Annotated in this window: 20 protein-coding genes; 12 read left to right on the top strand and 8 right to left on the bottom strand. The window is 41.0% G+C overall.

The features are described from left to right. The first annotated feature begins 26 nt into the window (after nucleotides 1-26). The 7 genes from BQ5338_RS13025 to BQ5338_RS12995 are packed head-to-tail and all read left to right on the top strand — an operon-like array spanning nucleotide 27 to nucleotide 6,647. Nucleotides 27-1,388: a S8 family peptidase gene (locus BQ5338_RS13025; RefSeq protein WP_071147258.1), complete on the top strand. Its 1,362-nt coding sequence runs from the start codon at nucleotides 27-29 to the stop codon at nucleotides 1,386-1,388. Between the two features lie 31 nt (nucleotides 1,389-1,419). Beyond that, on the top strand, nucleotides 1,420-2,664 hold the full coding sequence (gene xseA / locus BQ5338_RS13020; RefSeq protein WP_071147875.1) for an exodeoxyribonuclease VII large subunit: 1,245 nt from the start codon (nucleotides 1,420-1,422) through the stop codon (nucleotides 2,662-2,664). A 14-nt stretch (nucleotides 2,665-2,678) separates the two neighbouring features. Then, complete coding sequence (gene xseB / locus BQ5338_RS13015) at nucleotides 2,679-2,885, top strand: exodeoxyribonuclease VII small subunit (protein WP_071147257.1); 207 nt, start codon at nucleotides 2,679-2,681, stop codon at nucleotides 2,883-2,885. Between the two features lie 50 nt (nucleotides 2,886-2,935). Beyond that, nucleotides 2,936-3,955, top strand: a complete 1,020-nt coding sequence (locus BQ5338_RS13010; RefSeq protein ID WP_071147256.1) for a branched-chain amino acid aminotransferase — start codon at nucleotides 2,936-2,938, stop codon at nucleotides 3,953-3,955. A 10-nt stretch (nucleotides 3,956-3,965) separates the two neighbouring features. Further along, the gene (locus BQ5338_RS13005; RefSeq protein ID WP_071147255.1) at nucleotides 3,966-4,772 is read left to right on the top strand and encodes an MBL fold metallo-hydrolase; all 807 of its coding nucleotides are present in this window, start codon (nucleotides 3,966-3,968) and stop codon (nucleotides 4,770-4,772) included. A gap of 4 nt (nucleotides 4,773-4,776) precedes the next feature. Further along, nucleotides 4,777-5,535 carry a tRNA (guanosine(46)-N7)-methyltransferase TrmB gene (trmB, locus tag BQ5338_RS13000; protein ID WP_071147254.1) on the top strand — a complete coding sequence of 253 codons (759 nt, stop codon included), beginning with the start codon at nucleotides 4,777-4,779 and terminating at the stop codon, nucleotides 5,533-5,535. An 8-nt stretch (nucleotides 5,536-5,543) separates the two neighbouring features. Beyond that, on the top strand, nucleotides 5,544-6,647 hold the full coding sequence (locus BQ5338_RS12995; protein WP_071147253.1) for an Mrp/NBP35 family ATP-binding protein: 1,104 nt from the start codon (nucleotides 5,544-5,546) through the stop codon (nucleotides 6,645-6,647). A 152-nt stretch (nucleotides 6,648-6,799) separates the two neighbouring features. Here the strand turns inward: BQ5338_RS12995 and BQ5338_RS12990 are convergent, their stop codons facing one another. The 7 genes from BQ5338_RS12990 to BQ5338_RS12960 all read right to left on the bottom strand — a co-directional run bounded on the left by BQ5338_RS12990 (nucleotide 6,800) and on the right by BQ5338_RS12960 (nucleotide 15,267). Beyond that, nucleotides 6,800-8,623 carry a M56 family metallopeptidase gene (locus tag BQ5338_RS12990; protein ID WP_071147874.1) on the bottom strand — a complete coding sequence of 608 codons (1,824 nt, stop codon included), beginning with the start codon at nucleotides 8,621-8,623 and terminating at the stop codon, nucleotides 6,800-6,802. A gap of 19 nt (nucleotides 8,624-8,642) precedes the next feature. Then, entirely contained in the window at nucleotides 8,643-9,008 is a 366-nt protein-coding gene (locus BQ5338_RS12985; RefSeq protein WP_071147252.1) for a BlaI/MecI/CopY family transcriptional regulator, read from the bottom strand. Nucleotides 9,009-9,144: 136 nt separating this feature from the next. Beyond that, a complete protein-coding gene (locus BQ5338_RS12980) occupies nucleotides 9,145-10,401 on the bottom strand; it encodes an ABC transporter permease (RefSeq protein ID WP_071147251.1) in 1,257 nt (418 codons plus the stop codon). Next, nucleotides 10,401-11,582 carry an ABC transporter permease gene (locus tag BQ5338_RS12975; RefSeq protein WP_071147250.1) on the bottom strand — a complete coding sequence of 394 codons (1,182 nt, stop codon included), beginning with the start codon at nucleotides 11,580-11,582 and terminating at the stop codon, nucleotides 10,401-10,403. Before BQ5338_RS12975 ends, BQ5338_RS12980 begins: the two co-directional genes overlap by 1 nt. 20 nt (nucleotides 11,583-11,602) lie before the next feature. After that, entirely contained in the window at nucleotides 11,603-12,598 is a 996-nt protein-coding gene (locus BQ5338_RS12970) for an HlyD family secretion protein (RefSeq protein WP_071147873.1), read from the bottom strand. A 43-nt stretch (nucleotides 12,599-12,641) separates the two neighbouring features. Next, entirely contained in the window at nucleotides 12,642-14,099 is a 1,458-nt protein-coding gene (locus tag BQ5338_RS12965; protein WP_071147249.1) for a TolC family protein, read from the bottom strand. A gap of 292 nt (nucleotides 14,100-14,391) precedes the next feature. Then, nucleotides 14,392-15,267 carry a hypothetical protein gene (locus BQ5338_RS12960; protein WP_071147248.1) on the bottom strand — a complete coding sequence of 292 codons (876 nt, stop codon included), beginning with the start codon at nucleotides 15,265-15,267 and terminating at the stop codon, nucleotides 14,392-14,394. Nucleotides 15,268-15,440: 173 nt separating this feature from the next. On the opposite strand from BQ5338_RS12960, the gene mdh reads away from it, so the two are divergent. Then, the gene (mdh, locus tag BQ5338_RS12955) at nucleotides 15,441-16,382 is read left to right on the top strand and encodes a malate dehydrogenase (RefSeq protein ID WP_071147247.1); all 942 of its coding nucleotides are present in this window, start codon (nucleotides 15,441-15,443) and stop codon (nucleotides 16,380-16,382) included. Nucleotides 16,383-16,615: 233 nt separating this feature from the next. On the opposite strand, the gene BQ5338_RS12950 is transcribed toward mdh, so the two are convergent. Further along, nucleotides 16,616-17,515, bottom strand: coding sequence for an NAD kinase (locus tag BQ5338_RS12950; RefSeq protein ID WP_071147246.1), 900 nt, complete (start codon nucleotides 17,513-17,515; stop codon nucleotides 16,616-16,618). Nucleotides 17,516-17,727: 212 nt separating this feature from the next. Here BQ5338_RS12950 and BQ5338_RS12945 point away from each other — a divergent pair, with 212 nt between their 5' ends. Genes BQ5338_RS12945 through BQ5338_RS12930 form a run of 4 tightly spaced genes read left to right on the top strand, consistent with a single transcriptional unit; the run spans nucleotide 17,728 to nucleotide 20,420 of the window. Next, on the top strand, nucleotides 17,728-18,441 hold the full coding sequence (locus BQ5338_RS12945; protein ID WP_071147245.1) for a pyridoxine 5'-phosphate synthase: 714 nt from the start codon (nucleotides 17,728-17,730) through the stop codon (nucleotides 18,439-18,441). Beyond that, complete coding sequence (locus BQ5338_RS12940; protein ID WP_071147244.1) at nucleotides 18,441-19,160, top strand: MotA/TolQ/ExbB proton channel family protein; 720 nt, start codon at nucleotides 18,441-18,443, stop codon at nucleotides 19,158-19,160. Before BQ5338_RS12945 ends, BQ5338_RS12940 begins: the two co-directional genes overlap by 1 nt. A 16-nt stretch (nucleotides 19,161-19,176) precedes the next feature. After that, nucleotides 19,177-19,593: an ExbD/TolR family protein gene (locus tag BQ5338_RS12935; RefSeq protein ID WP_071147243.1), complete on the top strand. Its 417-nt coding sequence runs from the start codon at nucleotides 19,177-19,179 to the stop codon at nucleotides 19,591-19,593. 2 nt (nucleotides 19,594-19,595) lie between these two features. Continuing rightward, nucleotides 19,596-20,420, top strand: a complete 825-nt coding sequence (locus BQ5338_RS12930) for a cell envelope integrity TolA family protein (protein WP_071147242.1) — start codon at nucleotides 19,596-19,598, stop codon at nucleotides 20,418-20,420. Nucleotides 20,421-20,441: the final 21 nt, after the last annotated feature.

Below are 20,441 nucleotides of genomic sequence, written 5' to 3'. Positions count from 1 at the left end.
TAGTGTAATTCAAAGAAAATATAGATATGAGATTTTTTTTTCTAATGGCTTTTGTTCTTATCTCATTAGGAACATCCGCCCAACAAGATACACTGAAGTATCGCATTAGCCTGAGAGATAAGGCTGTTACAACTTATTCACTGAATCGACCGGAACAATTTCTGTCCGAAAAGGCTATCGCCCGACGGGCTAAACAACATTTGTCGATCGACTCAACCGATTTGCCTGTTTGTCAGAAATATGTGGATGCCATTCGAAAGAAAGGAGTGAAAATCGTCGTTACGGGCAAATGGGATAATTTTGTGACGGTATCGTGCAATAACAGTTTGCTGATTAAAAAGATCGCGACTCTTCCTTTTGTACGCTCTACGGAGAAGGTTTGGAAAGCACCCGGTTCAAAGAAGTCTCAACAATCGGTCAAGCGTGATTCTGTGACGAATAAAGTAGTAAGGGTCGATAGTTGCTATTATGGATCGGCTTATGAACAGATTCAGTTAAGCAATGGCGATAAACTCCACAAGGCAGGGTTCAAAGGACAAGGCATGACGATTGCGGTGATTGACGCAGGGTTTCATAACGCAGATCAAATAGAGGCGATGAATAATATACGTGTGCTTGGCGTGAAAGATTTTGTGAATCCGGATGGTGACATTTTTGCAGAGAGCAGTCATGGCATGAAAGTCCTTTCGTGCATGGCGATGAATCAGCCGAATGTGATGGTTGGTACCGCTCCGGAAGCATCATATTGGTTACTACGTAGCGAAGATGAATATTCCGAGAATCTGGTAGAGCAGGATTATTGGGCAGCGGCCATTGAGTTTGCCGACAGTGTTGGGGTGGATGTTGTGAATACGTCTTTGGGCTATTATGCGTTTGATGACAAATCGAAGAATTACAAGTATCGCAACCTGAACGGGAGTTATGCTCTGATGTCTCGCGAGGCATCCAAGGGGGCTGATAAAGGAATGGTTGTGGTTTGTAGTGCGGGAAATGCAGGCTCTGGCCCATGGAAGAAAATTACTCCTCCGGCAGATGCGGACAATGTGATCACAGTGGGAGCAGTTGGAAAGAATGGAATACTCGCTTCTTTCTCTTCTATTGGTAACACATCCGATAATCGAATTAAACCTGACGTGGTAGCTGTGGGGTTGGCCTCAGATGTAATGGATACGAATGGAGTGGTCGGGAGAGCTAGCGGAACATCGTTTGCATCACCAATTATGTGTGGCATGGTATCGTGCTTGTGGCAGGCTTGTCCGCAACTAACGGCTAAACAGGTGATCGAGTTAGTACGCCAAGTGGGTGATCGTGTTGATTTCCCTGATAACATCTATGGATATGGGGTGCCCGACCTGTGGAAAGCTTATCAAACAACTCTCAAGCAGTGATTAAAATCGTATTTATCTAATGAATATCAGTATGGAAGCTCCTCTTTCTCTTTTTGATCTGAATGCATTGGTGAAACGCAGCTTGTCTCAGTGCCTACCCGATGAATATTGGGTGCAGGCAGAACTGAGTGATGTGCGCTCTAATGCTACGGGGCATTGCTATTTAGAGTTCATCCAGAAAGATCCCCGCAGCAATAACCTGATCGCCAAGGCGCGTGGCACAGTTTGGGCAAATGTGTACAGAATGTTGAAGCCTTATTTTGAAGAGACAACAGGGCAAGCTTTTACATCGGGTATAAAAGTTCTGGTCAAGGTCACTGTGGAATTTCATGAGTTGTACGGCTACAATCTTACGGTTTGCGATATAGACCCCACCTATACACTGGGCGACATGGCTCGTCGACGCAGGGAGATCTTGAAGCAGCTCGAAGAAGAAGGGGTACTTACCTTAAACAAAGAACTTGAGATACCTGTGCTTCCTCAGCGAATAGCGGTGATCTCCTCATCCACTGCGGCCGGGTATGGTGATTTCTGTCATCAATTACAAAATAATTCTCATGGGTTCTTTTTCTATACGGAGCTATTTCCTGCATTGATGCAAGGCAATCAGGTGGAAGAGTCCGTCTTGGCAGCACTGGACGCAGTGAATGCGCGGTTGCACCAATTTGATGTGGTAGTGATTATCCGCGGTGGAGGAGCCACTTCCGATTTGTCGGGCTTTGATACTTATCTGCTGGCAGCTTCTTGTGCACAGTTTCCGTTGCCTATTATAACGGGTATCGGCCATGAACGAGACGATACTGTACTCGATTCAGTGGCACATACACGCGTAAAAACACCTACAGCGGCTGCGGAATTTCTTATTAACCGGATGGAAGAGGCCGCTGAAGTACTTGAAAATCTATCAGAACAATTAAGGGCAGGGGTGCTCTTGCGTCTGGAACAAGAAAAACGTCGACTGTGGATGGCACAAAACCGAATACCTTCGTTAGTTGCTTCACGTCTTTCGGAAGCTAAGATGCAGTTGCTGACAACAAAGAAAGACTTGTCTCAGGCAGTGACATCCTTGTTTATCAAACAAAAGCATCGATTAGAGCTGTTGCATCAACGAGTGAACGATGCTTCCCCTGAACGTTTGCTGAATCGTGGATATAGCATTACGTTGAAAAAGGGGAAAGCAATAATAGATGCGGCGCAACTAACTGAAGGAGATGTACTTACTACCCGCTTGGCAAAAGGAGAAGTAAGTTCGACTGTAACTAGTAAAAACGTTTAATTATATATAGACTTATGGCAGCTAAAAAAGAAACGTATTCTCAGGCAATTGAACGGTTAGAAAAAATTGTTCGTCAGATAGACAACAATGAACTGGATATTGACACTTTGAGTGAAAAGATTAAGGATGCTAATGAAATTATAGCCTCTTGTTCTGCTAAACTAATGAAAGCGGATGCTGAAATAGAAAAATTGCTCGAAGAAAAGTGGCAATCTGAATAATAACCGTTATTTTTGTTGTTCGAAAGAAAAATGACTAATTACTAAATACAATGAAAGAAATAGACTGGTCAAATCTGTCGTTTGGATACATAAAGACGGATTATAATGTGAGAATCAATTTTCGAGATGGGGCCTGGGGCGAATTGGAAGTAAGCAGCAGTGAATATATTAATATGCACATGGCGGCTACTTGTTTGCACTATGGTCAAGAAGCATTCGAGGGTTTAAAAGCTTTTCGTGGTAAAGATGGTAAGATTCGTATTTTTCGTTTGGAAGAAAATGCGGCTCGTATGCAAGCAACTTGTCAAGGTATCATGATGGCAGAACTTTCTACTGAACGTTTCAGAGAGGCTGTGTTGAAGGTGGTAAAATTGAACGAACACTTTGTTCCACCTTATGAAAGTGGTGCTTCTCTCTATATTCGTCCGTTATTGATTGGAACAGGGGTGCAGATTGGTGTACATCCGGCTGATGAATATCTATTTCTAGTGTTAGTGACACCGGTAGGACCTTATTTTAAAGGTGGCTTCTCTACGAATCCGTATGTGATTGTGCGTGAATTTGATCGTTCGGCACCATTGGGCACAGGCATTTACAAAGTGGGTGGCAATTATGCCGCTAGTCTGCGTGCCAATAAGCTTGCGCATGATTTAGGCTATGCCAGTGAATTTTACTTGGATGCAAAAGAGAAAAAGTACATTGACGAATGTGGTGCAGCTAACTTTTTCGGTATAAAAGATAATACATATATTACTCCACTTTCCACTTCTATCTTACCTTCTATCACTAACAAGAGCTTGATGCAATTGGCTGAAGATATGGGTATAAAGGTGGAACGCCGTCCTGTTCCTGAAGAAGAACTGAGTACATTTGAAGAAGCTGGTGCTTGTGGCACGGCGGCGGTAATTAGTCCAATTCAACGTATTGATGATTTGGATAACAAAAAGTCGTATGTCATCTCTAAAGATGGCAACCCGGGTCCTATTTGTACTAAGCTTTATAATAAGTTAAGAGCTATTCAGTATGGTGATGAACCCGACACACATGGTTGGGTGACGATTGTGGAATAAAAATAAAAGAATGAGTTATAAAATAACGACCCTGGCCGAGAATTGTGTTTATGGTAAGGGTTTACAGGGAGAGCATGGGCTTTCCCTGCTTGTTGAAACGGAGGAGTCTAAAATACTGTTTGATACTGGAGCTTCGGATCTGTTTATGCGTAATGCTCGCTTGTTGGGAATCGACTTAGCTGAAGTGGATTACGTGGTGCTTTCTCATGGACATCGTGATCATACAGGCGGTTTGCATCATTTTCTGGAGATGAATAAGAAAGCAAAGGTGGTTTGTAAACGTGAAATCTTTCTACCAAAGTTCAAGAATGAGCGTGAGAATGGTCTGAGGCATCCTGAAAGACTTGATAAGAGTCGCTTTCTGTTTCTTGAGGAAAGTGCGGAAATAATACCGGGAGTATTTGTCTTTCCACAAATAAAGATTGTGGATAAAGTAGATACGCATTTTGATCATTTCTTTACGGAGGTGGATGGCGAACTGCAACCGGACAGGTTTGAAGACGAAGTTGTTTTAGTATTGAAAGAGGAAAAAAGTGTTTCGGTGCTCAGTGCTTGTTCACATCGTGGAATAACGAATATGATACGAACAGTGCAAGAAGCTTTTCAGGGGTTAAACCTTAAGTTGCTTCTTGGTGGTTTTCATATACATAATGCAGAAAACGAAAAATTTAATGTCATTTCGGCTTTTCTGGGGGTGAACCTTCCTAAGCGCTTGGGCGTTTGCCATTGTACGGGTGTTGATAAATATGCTTTGTTTCGTCAGCAATTCAGTGATCGCGTTTTTTATAATTATACCGGTTGGATAGAAACGATTTAAATAGATGGGAAAGAATAAACTACAGAAATTTGCCGATATGGCAGAGTATCCGCATGTGTTTGAGTATCCATATTCTGTGGCGGAGAATGTTCCTTTTGAGATGAAGGGTAAATGGCACGAGGGTTTCTTTAAAAATGACAATCCAATTGTGCTTGAATTAGGCTGTGGCCGGGGTGAATATACTGTAGGGCTTGGCCGCATGTTTCCTGATAAAAACTTTATTGCGGTAGATATAAAAGGTGCTCGTATGTGGAGTGGAGCTACTGAAGCTGTTGAAGTTGGCCTGACTAATGTAGCTTTTCTACGTACTAATATAGAGATTATTGATCGCTTCTTTTCTGAAGGAGAAGTGAGTGAAATATGGCTTACTTTCTCTGATCCACAGATGAAGAAGGCTACTAAGCGCTTGACTTCCACTTACTTTATGGAGCGTTATCGAAGATTCTTGAAACCGGATGGTATCATCCATCTGAAAACGGACAGTAACTTCATGTTTACCTATACCAAATATATGATTGAGGAGAACAAACTGCCGCTCTTGTTTCTTACGGAAGATTTGTATCACTCTGATTTGGTGGATGATATTCTGGGAATTAAAACTTATTATGAACAACAATGGCTTGATAGGGGTTTAAGTATTAAGTATATTAAGTTCCTGCTTCCGCAACTAGGTGAACTCAAAGAACCTGAGGTGGAAATAGAGCTGGATTCGTATCGTAGCTATAACCGCAGTAAACGTAGCGGACTCAATACTACTAAATAATTATAATTATGACTATATATCCGAAACTTATATTGGATGCACTGGCAACGGTGCGTTATCCCGGTACCGGAAAAAACCTTGTTGAGGCTGGAATGGTAGAGGATAACATTCGCATTGAAGGGATGAAGGTTTCTTTTTCTTTGTTATTCGAGAAACCAACTGATCCTTTTATGAAATCAGTTGTAAAAGCTGCTGAGACGGCTATCCTTACTTATGTAGGAAAAGATGTAGAAATAGAGGGTAATATTACGGTGAAGAGCACGCAAGCACCGCGCCCTGAAGTAGGTAAATTATTGCCCGAAGTAAAGAATATTGTGGGCATATCTTCCGGAAAAGGTGGTGTGGGTAAATCTACTGTTTCAGCGAATTTAGCCGTTGCTCTAGCTAAACTGGGGTATAAGGTTGGTTTGCTTGATGCGGATGTGTTTGGCCCTTCGATGCCAAAGATGTTTCAAGTGGAAGATGCTCGTCCGTATACTGAAAAAGTGAATGGCAGAGAATTAATTATTCCGGTAGAAAAATATGGAGTAAAATTGCTTTCTATGGGCTTTTTTGTAGATCCTCAACAAGCGACACTATGGCGTGGCGGGATGGCTAGCAATGCTTTGAAGCAATTGATAGCGGATGTGCAATGGGGGGATTTAGATTATTTCCTGATTGATCTTCCTCCGGGAACGAGCGATATACATCTTACTGTGGTACAAACATTGGCCATGACTGGCGCTGTGGTGGTAAGTACGCCGCAAGCCGTAGCTTTGGCAGATGCTCGTAAGGGCATCAACATGTTTACCAACGAGAAGGTGAACGTGCCCATCCTTGGTTTGGTGGAAAACATGGCGTGGTTCACTCCGGCTGAACTGCCCGAGAATAAATACTATATCTTCGGGAAAGAAGGTGTTAAGAAGTTGGCCGAAGAGATGAATGTGCCTTTATTAGGGCAAATACCAATAGTACAGAGTATTTGTGAAAGTGGTGATAATGGGACTCCTGTGGCACTGGATGAAGACTCAGTTACTGGTCGGGCATTTCTTTCTCTTGCTGCCAGTATGGTTCGTCAGGTGGACCGCCGAAATGTAGAAGCGGCTCCAACAAAAATTGTAGAGATGCATTAGCTGTAACATCTGTTCGGTTTCTTGCAAGAAGAAAATATATCACGCATTCTCTTATGCTGCTTTTTATAGTAAGCATTGGAGAATGCGTGACTTTTATTTGCCTCCTTTTTATTGTTCTCAGGAGGAGTGAGCTTAAATGATCTCAAAATTGGTTACCAAGTATCTTTAATGATTTCCTTTTTATTGTTCTCAGGAGGAGTGAGCTTAAATGAGATGGGTATAGTGTATTTCACTCTAACCGTTTCTCCTTTGTTTTTGCCAGGCGTCCATTGAGGCATGCTGGTAATTACACGTATGGCCTCTGCATCCAATGAAGGAGAGACACTACGTATGATAGAAGGTGAAGTGACATTCCCACTTTCGTCTATGACCATTTGAAGAATAACCCGCCCTTGTGTTTTGGCTCTTTGTGCATCTACGGGATATTTTACGTTCATAGCGATGTATCTCATTAGAGCTTCTTGCCCACCGGGAAATTTAGGCATTTCTTCTACGACCTGATATACAGATTGATCAGTTGTTTCTTCTACTTTTCTGGGAGCATATCCCACAACCACGGATTCCGGTAGATTATTGTCTTTTATTTCTTTGGGCTCATTATCTAGACTGTACATAATTGGTATCGTGTATTTTACCCGGACATCTTCTCCTCTTTGTTTACCGGGTTTCCATTTTGGCATTATTGAAATTACACGCATCGCTTCAGCATCTAGTTCCGGTGATACGCTGCGTACTATGTGTTTGTCGCTGACGCTACCATCTTTTTCTACCACGAATTCAGCAATAACACGCCCCTGTATTTGATGCTCTTTTGCGTTAGCAGGGTATTCGATGTTCTGCCTTAGAAAATTTATTAATGCTTGTTGTCCTCCGGGATACTCAGGCATTTGTTCCACTACCAAAAAAACAGGATCTTTATCTTCTTTCTTTAAAGAATCTTTAGGATTCACCATTTCTGTTTTAGATACCGCTTTAGGTTCGGGAACGTTATTGGCGTAATCTGTAGGCTCTTCAAAAGAACGACTTGTCTCTGAGCTTAGAACAGGATCAGGGAGCATTTCATTAGCAATTTTTATAGTTGTACGTGCTACTGATTCAATATTACTAATAATCAGAAGCAAGGCTGCCAAGGGGAGGAATAATAGATATTTAGTTCTTCCAATGGCTTTGGATCGTTTTTTATTCATCATTTTTATTCGATTTTTTAAAGGTAAAACATTAAAACTATTATATAAAGTTGCTGCAGCCTTAGTATGGTGAGTCAGTCCCAAAAGGTGGTACTGATATATCTTGCTATCGTGTCCGCTTTCTAATACTCGATTATCTGCCATATACTCCAGATTGCATCTTACTTCACGTTTTAAGAGCCATGCAAAAGGGTTAAACCAACAAACAGCACAAGCCAGTTCGCTAAAGACGACATCAACGGAATGCCATTGACGGACATGAGCTTGTTCGTGTATCATAATTTCTTTAAGTTCGTTATCTGTGTGAGATTCTTTATCGATGAATATCCATCTGAAAAAAGAAAATGGGCCGGTGGGATGGTCGAGTAAGTAAACGTGAGTATTCTTTATTGTTGTTTTGCGGCATCGCACTGCGAGCCTCAGAATGCTGAATAATTGAGCGAAGAATCGTATAAGTAGTAATGCTAGCACTCCCCAATAGATGTATTCGAGTGAGAAAGAGATGAGGCCTTGCCAATCAGTGGCTTGCGTATCGGTTTGCACTCCAATAGTAACTTCAGGGAGCATCATTGTCGCATATAAATCGGCCATCCCCACCATTGGCTCACTGTCTTTAATCCATTCTTCGATGTTCATCATGGGGTAGAGTGCTGAAGCAAGAAAGAAACCAATGAGCGCTAACCGCCGCCACTGAAAGAAGGTGTCTTTATAGAAAAACAATCGGTAAAAGGCGTAGAATAATATAAGAGCTACGTTTACTTTTAAAAAATAGGTTACTTCAGGGCTCATACGATTCTTATTTAATGAGTTACTGTTCTTTTCTTTCCTCAATCATTTCGATGATTTCTTTTAGGTCTTTAGCCGAAATCTTCTGATCTTTGGCAAAGAAAGAGACCATCTCTTTATAAGAGTTTTCAAAATAATTTTGAACGACATTGCCTACAAACGTGCGTTTGTATTCACTCTGTTTGATAGCCGGTGAATAACGGTACAGATTACCTATTCGTTCCGGTTTTACGTAGCCTTTACGTTCTAAATTTTTCACGATAGAAGCTACAGTGGTGTAGGGCGGGGCTGGCTTTTGATATTTTGCTACAATATCTTTGACGATGCAATTTTCCAACTCCCAAATGTAGATCATTACTTCTTCTTCTTGTATACTTAACTTTTCCATCTTTCTTTATTCTTATTACGATTATATCGCAAACTTACGAATAATTCGTAATAAGTAGATATACAACAGGTTAAATAATATTAAGAAGGAACATATTTGTGGTAAATGCTTCTTTTTCTTTGTATGGACAGGTGTGTTATTCTGCTTTATCTATGGAGCTCTGTTTGCTTTTTAGCTCTTTATATTTTTTAATAATATGTTTACGGCTCATCATGATTTGCCAACGGTATACCCAGCAGGTGGCGAGGAAGTAGATACCTGCTTGTAGCCATAATGCTTTATACTCAAAAGACACATCGCTTAGCGTAGCTCCCATATTGTTGATGCGAACAAATCCATTGATTCCAAAGGTTGATGGAAAAATATAGGAAAAGTATTTCCAGAATGCAGGTATCGCAGCTCCGGGCCATGAGATACCAGAGATAAATAGCAAGGGTACAGATGTGAAGACAAAAAGTAGCATGCATGTCTCTCTATTGCGAATAGCAATAGACGCAGTCATAGCAAAAAATATGCAGGCAGCTAGATAGGGTAATATAAATGGTATCAGATCATTGTTTTGCCCAATCTGATTGAGACTAAATATGCGTGGAACAACAAAAAGTACATAAAAAGAGACGAGCGCATAGACCATAAAATAGCTAAGGCCTTTGCCAAGAACGATACGCAGAGTTCCGTTGTAATGGCGGTTGATGGGCACTAAATCTTTAAAACGGTTTTGCTCGCGAGCGGTTCCGGCAGACAGTCCAACTCCTAATAATAAGGTTTGCTGTAGGAGTAGTATTAACACAGCTGGAATGAGAAAGGCGGCAAATCCATTGGTGGGATTAAACATGGCTACATTCTCATATTCAATGGGCTGGGCAGTGATTTCGTCTTGGCGGTTGGTAGTGTTGCCCGACCGGCTAATCTTAATGTCTTTATTCATATCAAGAGATACAGCCGTATTGGCAATCAATAAATTCTTGTAATAGAGTAGTCCGCTCATGTCGCAATAAAGGCTGACTTTTGTTTGAAGACCACGTGCAATGTTGTCACTAAAGTCAGCTGGAATATAAATAATACCATAACCTTCTCTCTCTCTTAACATTAACTTAGCTTCCTCCATGTCACTACAGTATGAAACGATCTTCACATCAGGTGTAGCATCTATTTTTCGCAGGTATTCACGACTTATAGAAGTACGTGAATTGTCTACAACCATAGCTGGCACTTCTCGTACAACTTCATTTGTGTATATGAAACCGTAGAGCAATGGATACATTAAAGGAACTAGTACAAAAAAAATCAAAACACCCTGATCGCGAAACGTGCTACGAAACTCTTGCTTCCAGATATAGAATAGGTCATTAATACCTTGTGCTATTTTGTCTTTGAGTTTTACTTGTTTCATTAGGGCATGTATTTGTAGTATATTAAAGCTTCTTTCAGTCGATTAACTACGGCAAAAGGTAGGAACATAAATATGAGAAGCGCCATGTAGTTAGACCATGAATAGGCCATACTATAACCGTTGAGGGCTTGATCAACATAGATAAGAAAATAATGCCTTAACGGGAATAAATTGCTCAAGCCTTGAAGCACCGGATGCATTGCCATCACGGGAAATGAGAAACCGGATATGGAGAATGAAATAACTCCCCACAACGAGGCGAAACTTAATCCTAGTCGCAAAGATGGAAATGTGCCAATCATGATAACACCGCAACATTGCGATGCCAAGACTAACAATAAGGTCGCAAATATCATGGAAATAATGCCACTGTTGCATGGGAAATGGAGATAGCCGTACAAGTAGACATTATAGAAGATACCCATAACGAAGAATATTGCGGTATGTGGAAGTAACTTACCCGCTAAAGAAATGTAAATGGAGTTATTCCCCATTCTCAGCCATTCGCGGGCTGTTCGATCCTTTATCTCCACACCGATGGAGTAGACTGTTACCATAAATATCATTAGCATCAAAACGCCGGGTACAAGAGTATTGCAGAGGTAAACCGAGTAGTTTAGCCAAGGGTTGTTTATGGGGTGTGTATCAATGACGATGGGCTGAAGATAAGCCATTGCTTGTTCTTCGGTAGCTCCTTTAGCATAGAGTACTGAGCGTGCTGCTGCACCCGACGCTAATTCTCCCATCATTTTCATATCTTTAAAGAGTAATGAGCCGGCGATCAAGTAGGAATTATTGGTATAGAAAGAAAGTTTCGGTTGGCGTTGACTCTGTGCTTTGGAAGATAAACCGTTAGGAATATAAAAAAAACCATAGATCTTTCCTTCTTGCATAGCTGAGCGAGCTTCACTTACAGTATTGTAATTGGCTACAATTCCAGTCTGGCTGAAAGCATCAAGATTGCGGAGGATCTGGCGCGAGGTTGCGCTATTGTCCAAATCAACTGCTCCAACAGGCAAGTCCGTAGGTAGTCCTGCCCCCATTAAAGTTGTGAAGAAAATGTAGCAGAATAAAGGAGCGATGACCATGCAAAAGAGATAGAGCGGTCGCGACACAAGTCGCCGGCATTCCCGTTTCATTACAAGCCAAAGTGCTATGTATTTAGTTTCTCTCTTTTCCATTTTAGTGAGTTTCTAGCTGCTTATTTCTTTTTATAAATGACCGACATGCCCGGGCGGAGGCCTTCTACTTTTGTGAGCGGAAGAGCTTTTACTTCGAAAGTTTTTAAATCGAATTGTCCCGTTGTCTTTGTTGCTTTCCAAGCGGCATAAGTGCCTATATCTTTCAGGTAATAGACTTTCAATTTGACTGTTTTATTGTCCATTGCGGGGATAAATGCTTCAAATTCGGTGCCCATGGTGAGACCTTTGAGTAAGTCTTCACGTACATTGAATGTAACCCACATATCGTCTAATACAGATACATTCATGATAGGAGCACCGGTACCAACCAATTCTCCTAACTTTGGGAAGATTTCGGATACTTCACCTTTTGTTTGAGCAATGAGGTATGTTTCCTTTACATAAGATTCTACTTCGGCGACAGCTCCCTTTGCACGGTTTACCAGAGCAACAGCAGCTAATTTATCCTCTCGTTCAGCTCCGTTCTTTGCCATTGTATATTGCGCTTTTGCCGCTTTTTCTGTGGCTATGGCAGCATTTCGTTGAGCGGAAGCTTCATCAAATTTTTGTGCAGACATCACTCCTTGATCAAAAAGATTTTTCACCCGTTTGTAAGATTTATCTGCAATATCAACTCCGGCACGTGCTTTCTGCCACATCTCGTAAGCTGTCTGTATCTGTTCTTGGCGGGCTCCTTTAATCGCTTTCTCATTCTGTGCTTGCGCTGCATCTTCGGCGGCTTGTGCCTGTGCCATTTTAGCGGCTACATCAGGTGCTTCAATGATCGCAAGTGTATCTCCTGTATTCACTTGTTGGCCTTCTTTAACGCGGAACTCCAGTATACGCCCGGGTACTTTGCTTGATACTCGATATTCGGTAACTTCAGCTTGTCCCTGAATGATTTCCGGACCTTTTTTGAGCATAAAGAAGCCTGCTATTGCAACCAAAATAATGATTCCCAGCAGAGTGAGAAATGCAAGCAGCATATTGCTGTTTTGTGATTTTTGTGAAGCCATATCTTTGTTCATTTATCGTTTAAGTATTGATACGTTGATTTCTTTATTTAAGAGTTCCTAGAGATTTTTGCAGATAGAGTTCTGTTAGCTTAACATCAATTTGAGCATCTATTTTCTCTGATTGGGCAGAAAGCCATGCTATGTGCGCCTCGAGTACATTACTGGGTGGAATAACTCCTTCGTCAAAGCCCAAAGTTGCATAACGCAAATTTTCATTGGCTTTTTCTAAATTTTTCTTTGCCATCGTGAGCTTCTTGGCTGCTTCATTCACTTTAAACGCCGATTGACTCACCTGGAGTTCGATCTTTTCTTTTGCATCATCCAACTCATATTGCTTTATACGAGCTTCTGCTTTGGCGGCCTTTACTTTGTATGTGCCTTCTCCCCAATGCCAAATGGGAACCTGCACGATAACACCCACATTCCACATTCCACGGAATTTGTTTTCAAAACCATTGTACACAGAAGGATTTGTTACAAGATAGTTTCCTAGTAACGCCACAGATGGGAGGTATTCTGCTCGGGTTACATTTATTTTTTGCTTATATATTTGAGTTGCCAGCTCCAGACTATGAAGTTCGGAACGATTGGCGTAAGCGGTTTCAAGAGAGTAGCTATTGTTAGTAAGTGTAACAGGGATGTCTTTTATCTGTTCGTCGAGCAACGTTATTGGCGCCGAAAGGTCAAGTCCACAGATTTGACATAGTAACATTCTGGCCAAACTGAGGCCATCTTCTACTTTGGTAAGTGTCATTTCTGCTTCATTCACTTTTACTTTCACAGATAAACCATCAACTTTTGTTGCTACTCCTTCGGCGATCATCTTGTCTATATCACCTTCTAACTTTTGCAGTAACTTGAGATATCCTTCTGCCAAGGTTTCCTTATTTACAAGCGAAACCACTTGCCAATAAGCTTGGTCTGTGCTGAGGATGACATCTTGCATGCCCGTGTTGTGTTGTTGTCGGGCCAATTCTTCGGCGTATTTAGTTATTTTGTTGTAGGCACGAATCTTTCCTCCCACGTACAGAGGTTGTGTCAGTGTTATAGCACCTGCGTAAATGTTTCGGGTATCAGTGCGCATGGCGTCAACTAAAGAATTGCCTGCGGCATTGAGAGGTGTTTCTAAATCTAGACCACTCAAGGAGGTAACTAAAGAAGCAAGTTCCGGATGTTGTGTGACCAATTGCTGGGCATAGGCTTGTACTTGAGTACTTACTCCAGTACCTAGTTGTCCTAAAGATGCCTTCTGCTCATTGTTTAGCAATGAAATCTCTTTTTGATTTCTCATGTATGAACCTGTGGCCGAAATGTTGGGTAAGTAGTTAGTGAAGGCCGCCTTCTGCTGGTAGTGTGCTACCTTTATTTTTTCATAGCTAATTAGTAAAGCCTTATTATTGGCGATGGCCAATGCACGGCAACTATCTAAGCTTAGAAGCTCTTGTGACTTTAATGAGAATGTAATACTAAGAAGAAGTATCAGACTTATCAATCTTTTCATTGCATTGTATACATTATGAGAGTCATACTCTAGTTTAGGAAACAATGTTCCTTTACGATTTGCTTAATGCACTTTTTACATTTGTGCATGTTATCTCTTTTTTTTAATTGCATAAGCAACAATGCAAAAGTAGAGCCTTTAAATGGATACGCAAAATGATTTAAGCTTTTTATTAACGATAATCTGTTATCTGGCTGTATAAAATAAGTGCCAATGAGGATGATAACCATTCATTGGCACTTTGTATACGACTTCAACGCCATCAATGATGCACTTTGTAGTGGTGGATTTATTATTCTAATGTGAATTTTTGAGAGCCGATTAGCATACCGTCTCCAAAGATATCAACACGGTAGGTACCGGCGTAGAGAAACTCTTCGACATTCCAATATACAACGACTAGTTGTTCTTCTCCGCTATATTCGATATACTTTTTGATAGAATAGGGGAGGTTACGATTTTCATAAGCAAAGGTATTTGATGCGTTTTTAGTTAGCACATCGTTATCAGGTTTGGTAATGCGTATATATAAGGTACGTTCTCCGGCTTCGGCAGTAATATTTTTTACGATAGTGAAACTTATATTGAATTTTACTACGTCTTTTACTCGTTTGGCCACTTTATCTCGCTTACTCTTTGGCTCAATTCGGACGTTAGTGGCATCTAGTTGGGCAGCAAGTGTTACCTTCTTATTGAGTTTGCTCTTCTCTTCAGAGAGGTTGCTTATTTGGCGAGAAGCATCGTTATATTTCTGAGTAACTTCGGCAATAACTTGTTTTTGCTGAACAGTAAGTCGGTTTAATGAATCAATCTGATTGATGTAACTTATCATCACTTTCCTTAAGGTACCAAGCTCTTTTTTGAGCCTTCTGATTTCAGTTGCGTTGCTGCTTTTAACTGTACGTAGCTCTTCGAGAAGCCTTTGCACCTTAACTTTTTCCTGGCCAAGTAGTTCACCTAGCGAATCGTTAGATACGGTCATCTGTAATTCGTCATATTGTGTAGCAAAACGAGTGTATTCGTTCTCAAGGTCTTGTTTCTCTAAACTAAACTCTTGCGTCAGTTCTTTGTTGGCTTGTTTTTCGGAAAACAAGAGGTAGGTTATCGTGATAATTGATATCACTAATACGGTAATAGCGGCAATGAGTCCGATAGTCTTTTTATTCATAATTAAAAGGATAGTTATATGCTGCTGCAAAAATAGTGTTTTAAAGTGGATAAGACTGATGCCTTTAACTAAATTTATTACGGAAATATTTCTTTAATTACTATTTACGTTGTACTTTTGTCGTCGTGATAGAGATAGATTTTAATTATCAATTTTCTAAAAATATAAGTATTATGTCAAAAGTAACCGTAGTAGGCGCAGGTAACGTAGGTGCTACATGTGCAAATGTGCTTGCTTTCAATGAAGTGGCAGACGAAGTAGTAATGCTGGATGTTAAAGAAGGCGTTTCAGAAGGTAAAGCAATGGATATGATGCAGACAGCTCAGCTGTTGGGCTTTGATACAACTCTTGTTGGTTGCACCAATGATTATGCTCAGACTGCAGATTCTGACGTTGTTGTGATTACTTCAGGTATTCCTCGTAAACCAGGTATGACTCGTGAAGAACTTATTGGTGTAAATGCCGGAATTGTAAAGTCTGTAGCTCAGAACGTTCTGAAATTCTCTCCAAATGCAATTATTGTGGTTATCTCCAATCCAATGGATACAATGACTTATTTGGCATTGAAGTCTTTGGGTTTACCTAAAAACCGTATCATTGGTATGGGAGGTGCTTTGGATAGCTCACGTTTCAAATACTTCTTATCTCAAGCCTTGGGTTGCAATGCTAATGAAGTAGAAGGTATGGTTATTGGCGGTCATGGTGATACTACTATGATTCCTCTGACTCGTTTTGCTACTTATAAAGGTCTTCCTGTAAGTAACTTCCTTTCTGCTGAGAAACTTGAAGAAGTGGCTAAATCTACGATGGTTGGCGGTGCTACATTGACAGGTTTACTAGGTACTTCTGCATGGTATGCACCAGGTGCAGCGGGAGCTTTTGTTGTAGAATCTATCATTCACAACCAAAAGAAGATGGTTCCATGTTCGGTTGCTCTTGATGGCGAATACGGACAAAGCGATATCTGCTGTGGCGTTCCTGTAATTTTGGGTCGCAACGGTATTGAAGAAATTGTAGAGCTTCCATTGGATGCTGCTGAGAAAGCTGCATTTGAAGCTAGTGCTGCTGCTGTTCGCACTGTGAACGGAGCATTGAAAGAAGTTGGTGCTCTCTAATAAAAGATCGCATTAATTGCACATACAAAATAAAACGCCTGTTTGGAGCATTCCATACAGGCGTTTTAAGTTTAAGCCGTAAACTTAAAACGTTTAGCGGCTTAAATCTTTTAAGGGTATGCTTTAAGCTTTTGTGGTTAACTCCTAGACTATTTTTTCAACTGGTTTTGCCTCTTCTCTCCAAAAGCTTAGAACTCTGGAATAATGTTTCACTTCCTCTTGCCTTTGTGTCTCTATTTCTGTGGAGCACTAGTAGGTGTCCCATTTCTGCTATCTATACCCCACATCATTTTGCTACGTAGCGTATTGAAAAATACATTATTAAAACGCTTCACTACTTTAACGGTGTAATCAGCACGACGTATTGTGATTTGGTCATCTTCGTTGAACGATTCATTTCCGCCATCAATGGCTACCAAAAAATTATGGCTCCGGCTTTCAACTTCTAGAGTAATCTCCCAATCATCTGGCACAACAATGGGCCGCACGTTGAGGCTGTGCGGGGCTACCGGAGTAATGGCTATTGTGCTGGAGTGAGGAACAATAATAGGCCCGCCTACACTTAGAGAATAGGCGGTGGATCCTGTTGGAGTAGCAATAACAAGGCCATCTGCCTGATAGGTAGTCAAGTATTCACCATTAATAGTTGTACGTATGCTTATCATAGAAGAGCTATCTCGTTTCAATATCGCTATTTCATTGAGAGCATAGGGTGAGGTTTCTATTTTTTTGTTTCCACAACTCATCTGCAGCACACTACGTTCCTCTACTTTATAATTGTTATTATAGATTTCATCAAAAGTGATCTCCATTTCTTCGGGTGATATATCAGCAAGGAACCCTAGACGTCCGGTGTTGATGCCAAGAATAGGAATGTTCTTTTTTCCCACTCTATTGGCTGCTTTTAGAAAGGTTCCATCGCCGCCAATGCTGATGACCATGTCTGCGTCAAAGTCATCATCATCAAATAATCGGATGTTTTTTATATTTAGTTTCATGTCCGATGCAATGAAATGATAGAATTCTCTACATACGGATAGTTCGGCTCCACGTTTCTCTAGTAGTTTAAAAAGAGTCTCAGCATGCGAAGATTTCTTTGCTTGATAAGTGTTTCCGAAGATGGCAAATCTCATAAATTATAAGAATTAGTTAATTTTCAGGGTCTCTTTTTATGAATCTTTTAAGAGCAAACGGCTTCTGTTTCGGTAATTCCTATTACATTTGCACTTTGATTACCTATGCAAAAATGGGATTTTTTTTCCGTATCATAGCTATCTTCTCAGTAATATTTTGTATTTTTGACCAATCGGGCGCTTTTTGAAAGCCTCGTACAAATAATAGAATTATGACAAAATTGAGTGTGAATATCAACAAAGTGGCAACATTGCGCAATGCTCGTGGAGGTGATGTTCCGAATGTGGTAAAAGTAGCGTTGGATTGTGAACGTTTTGGTGCTGAAGGCATAACAGTGCATCCTCGTCCGGATGAAAGGCACATAAGGAAGTCTGATGTTTATGATCTAAAGCCTTTACTGAAAACAGAATTTAATATAGAAGGATATCCTGCTCCCGAATTTATCGATTTGGTATTGAAAGTAAAGCCGCACCAAGTGACTTTAGTTCCAGACAGTCCGGTACAACTTACTTCTAACTCAGGATGGGACACCAAGTTAAACTATGATTTCCTAACAGAGATACTTGAGACATGTAATAATGCCGGAATTCGTACTTCTGTTTTTGTTTCTGCCGATGCGGAGATGATAGAATATGCGGCTAAAGCTGGTGCCGATAGAGTCGAATTATATACCGAGCCTTATGCTACAGCTTATGAGAAGAATCCGGAAGCAGCTGTGGCGCCTTTTATTGCTGCGGCCAATATTGCCAGAAGCTTAGGTCTCGGAATTAATGCCGGACATGACCTGAGTCTGTTGAATCTTAACTTTTTCTATAAAAACATTCCTTGGATCGAGGAGGTTTCTATAGGACATGCTTTGATAAGTGACGCATTATATCTGGGACTAGAAAAAACAATTCAAGAATATAAAAACTGTCTTCGCTGATGAATACACTAATGTTATTGGCCCAAGTGGCTGCAAATATCACTGATTCTCTTGCTACAGTCAACCCTGTACTTACTCCAGTCTCTGCTCCGGCAGAAATGAATATGCTTGATATGGCTGTAAAAGGAGGATGGATTATGATCATTCTCGGAGTATTTTCCATTGCTGTTTTTTATATCCTTTTCGAACGCATATATATGATACGTAAGGCAGGAAAAGATGATCCAATGTTTATGGATAAAATAAAGGACTATATTCTGAGTGGTGAAATTAAATCGGCCATCAATTATTGCCGAACGATGAACACTCCTTCAGCTCGAATGATAGAGAAGGGTATTAGTCGTTTAGGAAGGCCGGTAAATGATGTTCAGGTAGCTATAGAGAATGTAGGTAATCTTGAAGTAACTAAGCTGGAAAAAGGACTGACTGTTATGGCGACTATTTCCGGAGGTGCTCCAATGCTTGGTTTCCTAGGGACTGTAACCGGTATGGTACGTGCTTTCTATGAGATGGCCAATGCAGGGAATAATATTGATATAACATTGCTTTCAGGAGGAATTTATGAAGCAATGATAACGACGGTAGGAGGCCTGATTGTTGGTATTATAGCAATGTTTGCTTATAACTATTTGGTTTCATTAGTAGATGGAGTCGTGAATAAAATGGAGTCAAAAACGATGGCTTTCATGGATTTGCTGAATGAACCGGTAAAAAAATAAATTAGAAAATAGCCTCATGTTAAAGCGTAGAGCAAAAATATCACCCAATTTTAGTATGGCGTCCATGACGGACCTTATATTTCTGCTACTTATCTTTTTTATGATAACTTCAACCGTTGTGTCGCCTAATGCAATTAAAGTATTGCTCCCGCAAGGGAAACAGCAAACTTCGGCCAAGCCTCTTACACGGGTTATCATAGATAAAGACTTGAACTTCTATGCAGCTTTTGGAAATGAAAAGGAACAGGAGTTAGAGCTTCCTGAATTGACACCCTTTCTGCAAGCGTGTGCCGCCAAAGAACCAGACATGTATATTGCACTTTATGCAGATGAAGCGGTGCCATACCGTGAAATTGTCAGAGTACTAAATATAGCCAATGAGAACCATTTTAAGATGGTGCTGGCTACTCGTCCACCTGAGGAAACGAAGTGAGAATGAATAGAAAAACTAAGGGGAAATATATAGGAATATTGGCTACCTTATTGGTGCACGTCATTATGATCGTTCTTTTGGTTCTGATTAGCATTGCTACTCCTGAACCGACAGAAGAGAGTGGCGTGCCTGTTATGCTGGGTGATGCACTAGCTGCGCAGGGAGGATTTGACCCATCTACATTGGTTGATGTGGATATTCTGCCTGAAGAGGCTCCTGCGGCACAATCTCAACCTCAAGAAGCTTCGGAGCAAGAGATGCTGACGCAAGCTGAAGAAGAAACGGTAGCCCTTAAGTCAAAAGCTAAAGCAAAAAAAACGGAAGTGAAGCGACCTGAGAAGACAGCTGCCGAGAAAGCTGCTGATGCCCAACGCTTGGCTGATGAGAAAGCTGAACGCGAACGAAAGTCGGCAGCAGAACTAGCTCGTAAGCGAGTGGCTGGTGCTTTTGGGAAGGGCTCTGAGATGGGAAACCGTGGTTCATCTAGTGGAAAGGGAACGGAAGGCAGTCCAACAGGAAGCTCATCAACAGGTGCTTTAAGTGGCACAGGCGGCTACGGTAGCTTTGATCTTGGAGGCCGTTCTATTGGTGCGGGAGGATTGCCACGCCCATTATATAATATACAAGATGAAGGTCGCGTTGTGGTTACTATTACAGTTAACCCAGCCGGAGCAGTTATTGCTACCAGTATTAATCGGCAGACAAATACGGTGAACTCGGCTCTACGTAAAGCCGCTGAAGATGCTGCTAAAAAAGCCCGTTTTAATACTGTTGGCGGAGTGAATAACCAAACAGGAACGATCACCTACTATTTCAATTTGAAATAACTCTCAACTAAACTAAATACA

The sequence above is a fragment of the Bacteroides ihuae genome, assembly GCF_900104585.1.
GTDB classification, from domain to species: domain Bacteria; phylum Bacteroidota; class Bacteroidia; order Bacteroidales; family Bacteroidaceae; genus Bacteroides; species Bacteroides ihuae.
This window is presented reverse-complemented; position numbering and strand designations above follow the sequence as displayed.

Bases quoted from the DNA above. Each gene is read 5' to 3' on its own strand.
- BQ5338_RS13025 (WP_071147258.1), top strand. From the start codon at position 27: ATGAGATTTTTTTTTCTAATGGCTTTTGTTCTTATCTCATTAGGAACA.
- xseA (WP_071147875.1), top strand. From the start codon at position 1,420: ATGGAAGCTCCTCTTTCTCTTTTTGATCTGAATGCATTGGTGAAACGC.
- xseB (WP_071147257.1), top strand. From the start codon at position 2,679: ATGGCAGCTAAAAAAGAAACGTATTCTCAGGCAATTGAACGGTTAGAA.
- BQ5338_RS13010 (WP_071147256.1), top strand. From the start codon at position 2,936: ATGAAAGAAATAGACTGGTCAAATCTGTCGTTTGGATACATAAAGACG.
- BQ5338_RS13005 (WP_071147255.1), top strand. From the start codon at position 3,966: ATGAGTTATAAAATAACGACCCTGGCCGAGAATTGTGTTTATGGTAAG.
- trmB (WP_071147254.1), top strand. From the start codon at position 4,777: ATGGGAAAGAATAAACTACAGAAATTTGCCGATATGGCAGAGTATCCG.
- BQ5338_RS12995 (WP_071147253.1), top strand. From the start codon at position 5,544: ATGACTATATATCCGAAACTTATATTGGATGCACTGGCAACGGTGCGT.
- BQ5338_RS12990 (WP_071147874.1), bottom strand. From the start codon at position 8,623: ATGAGCCCTGAAGTAACCTATTTTTTAAAAGTAAACGTAGCTCTTATA.
- BQ5338_RS12985 (WP_071147252.1), bottom strand. From the start codon at position 9,008: ATGGAAAAGTTAAGTATACAAGAAGAAGAAGTAATGATCTACATTTGG.
- BQ5338_RS12980 (WP_071147251.1), bottom strand. From the start codon at position 10,401: ATGAAACAAGTAAAACTCAAAGACAAAATAGCACAAGGTATTAATGAC.
- BQ5338_RS12975 (WP_071147250.1), bottom strand. From the start codon at position 11,582: ATGGAAAAGAGAGAAACTAAATACATAGCACTTTGGCTTGTAATGAAA.
- BQ5338_RS12970 (WP_071147873.1), bottom strand. From the start codon at position 12,598: ATGGCTTCACAAAAATCACAAAACAGCAATATGCTGCTTGCATTTCTC.
- BQ5338_RS12965 (WP_071147249.1), bottom strand. From the start codon at position 14,099: ATGAAAAGATTGATAAGTCTGATACTTCTTCTTAGTATTACATTCTCA.
- BQ5338_RS12960 (WP_071147248.1), bottom strand. From the start codon at position 15,267: ATGAATAAAAAGACTATCGGACTCATTGCCGCTATTACCGTATTAGTG.
- mdh (WP_071147247.1), top strand. From the start codon at position 15,441: ATGTCAAAAGTAACCGTAGTAGGCGCAGGTAACGTAGGTGCTACATGT.
- BQ5338_RS12950 (WP_071147246.1), bottom strand. From the start codon at position 17,515: ATGAGATTTGCCATCTTCGGAAACACTTATCAAGCAAAGAAATCTTCG.
- BQ5338_RS12945 (WP_071147245.1), top strand. From the start codon at position 17,728: ATGACAAAATTGAGTGTGAATATCAACAAAGTGGCAACATTGCGCAAT.
- BQ5338_RS12940 (WP_071147244.1), top strand. From the start codon at position 18,441: ATGAATACACTAATGTTATTGGCCCAAGTGGCTGCAAATATCACTGAT.
- BQ5338_RS12935 (WP_071147243.1), top strand. From the start codon at position 19,177: ATGTTAAAGCGTAGAGCAAAAATATCACCCAATTTTAGTATGGCGTCC.
- BQ5338_RS12930 (WP_071147242.1), top strand. From the start codon at position 19,596: ATGAATAGAAAAACTAAGGGGAAATATATAGGAATATTGGCTACCTTA.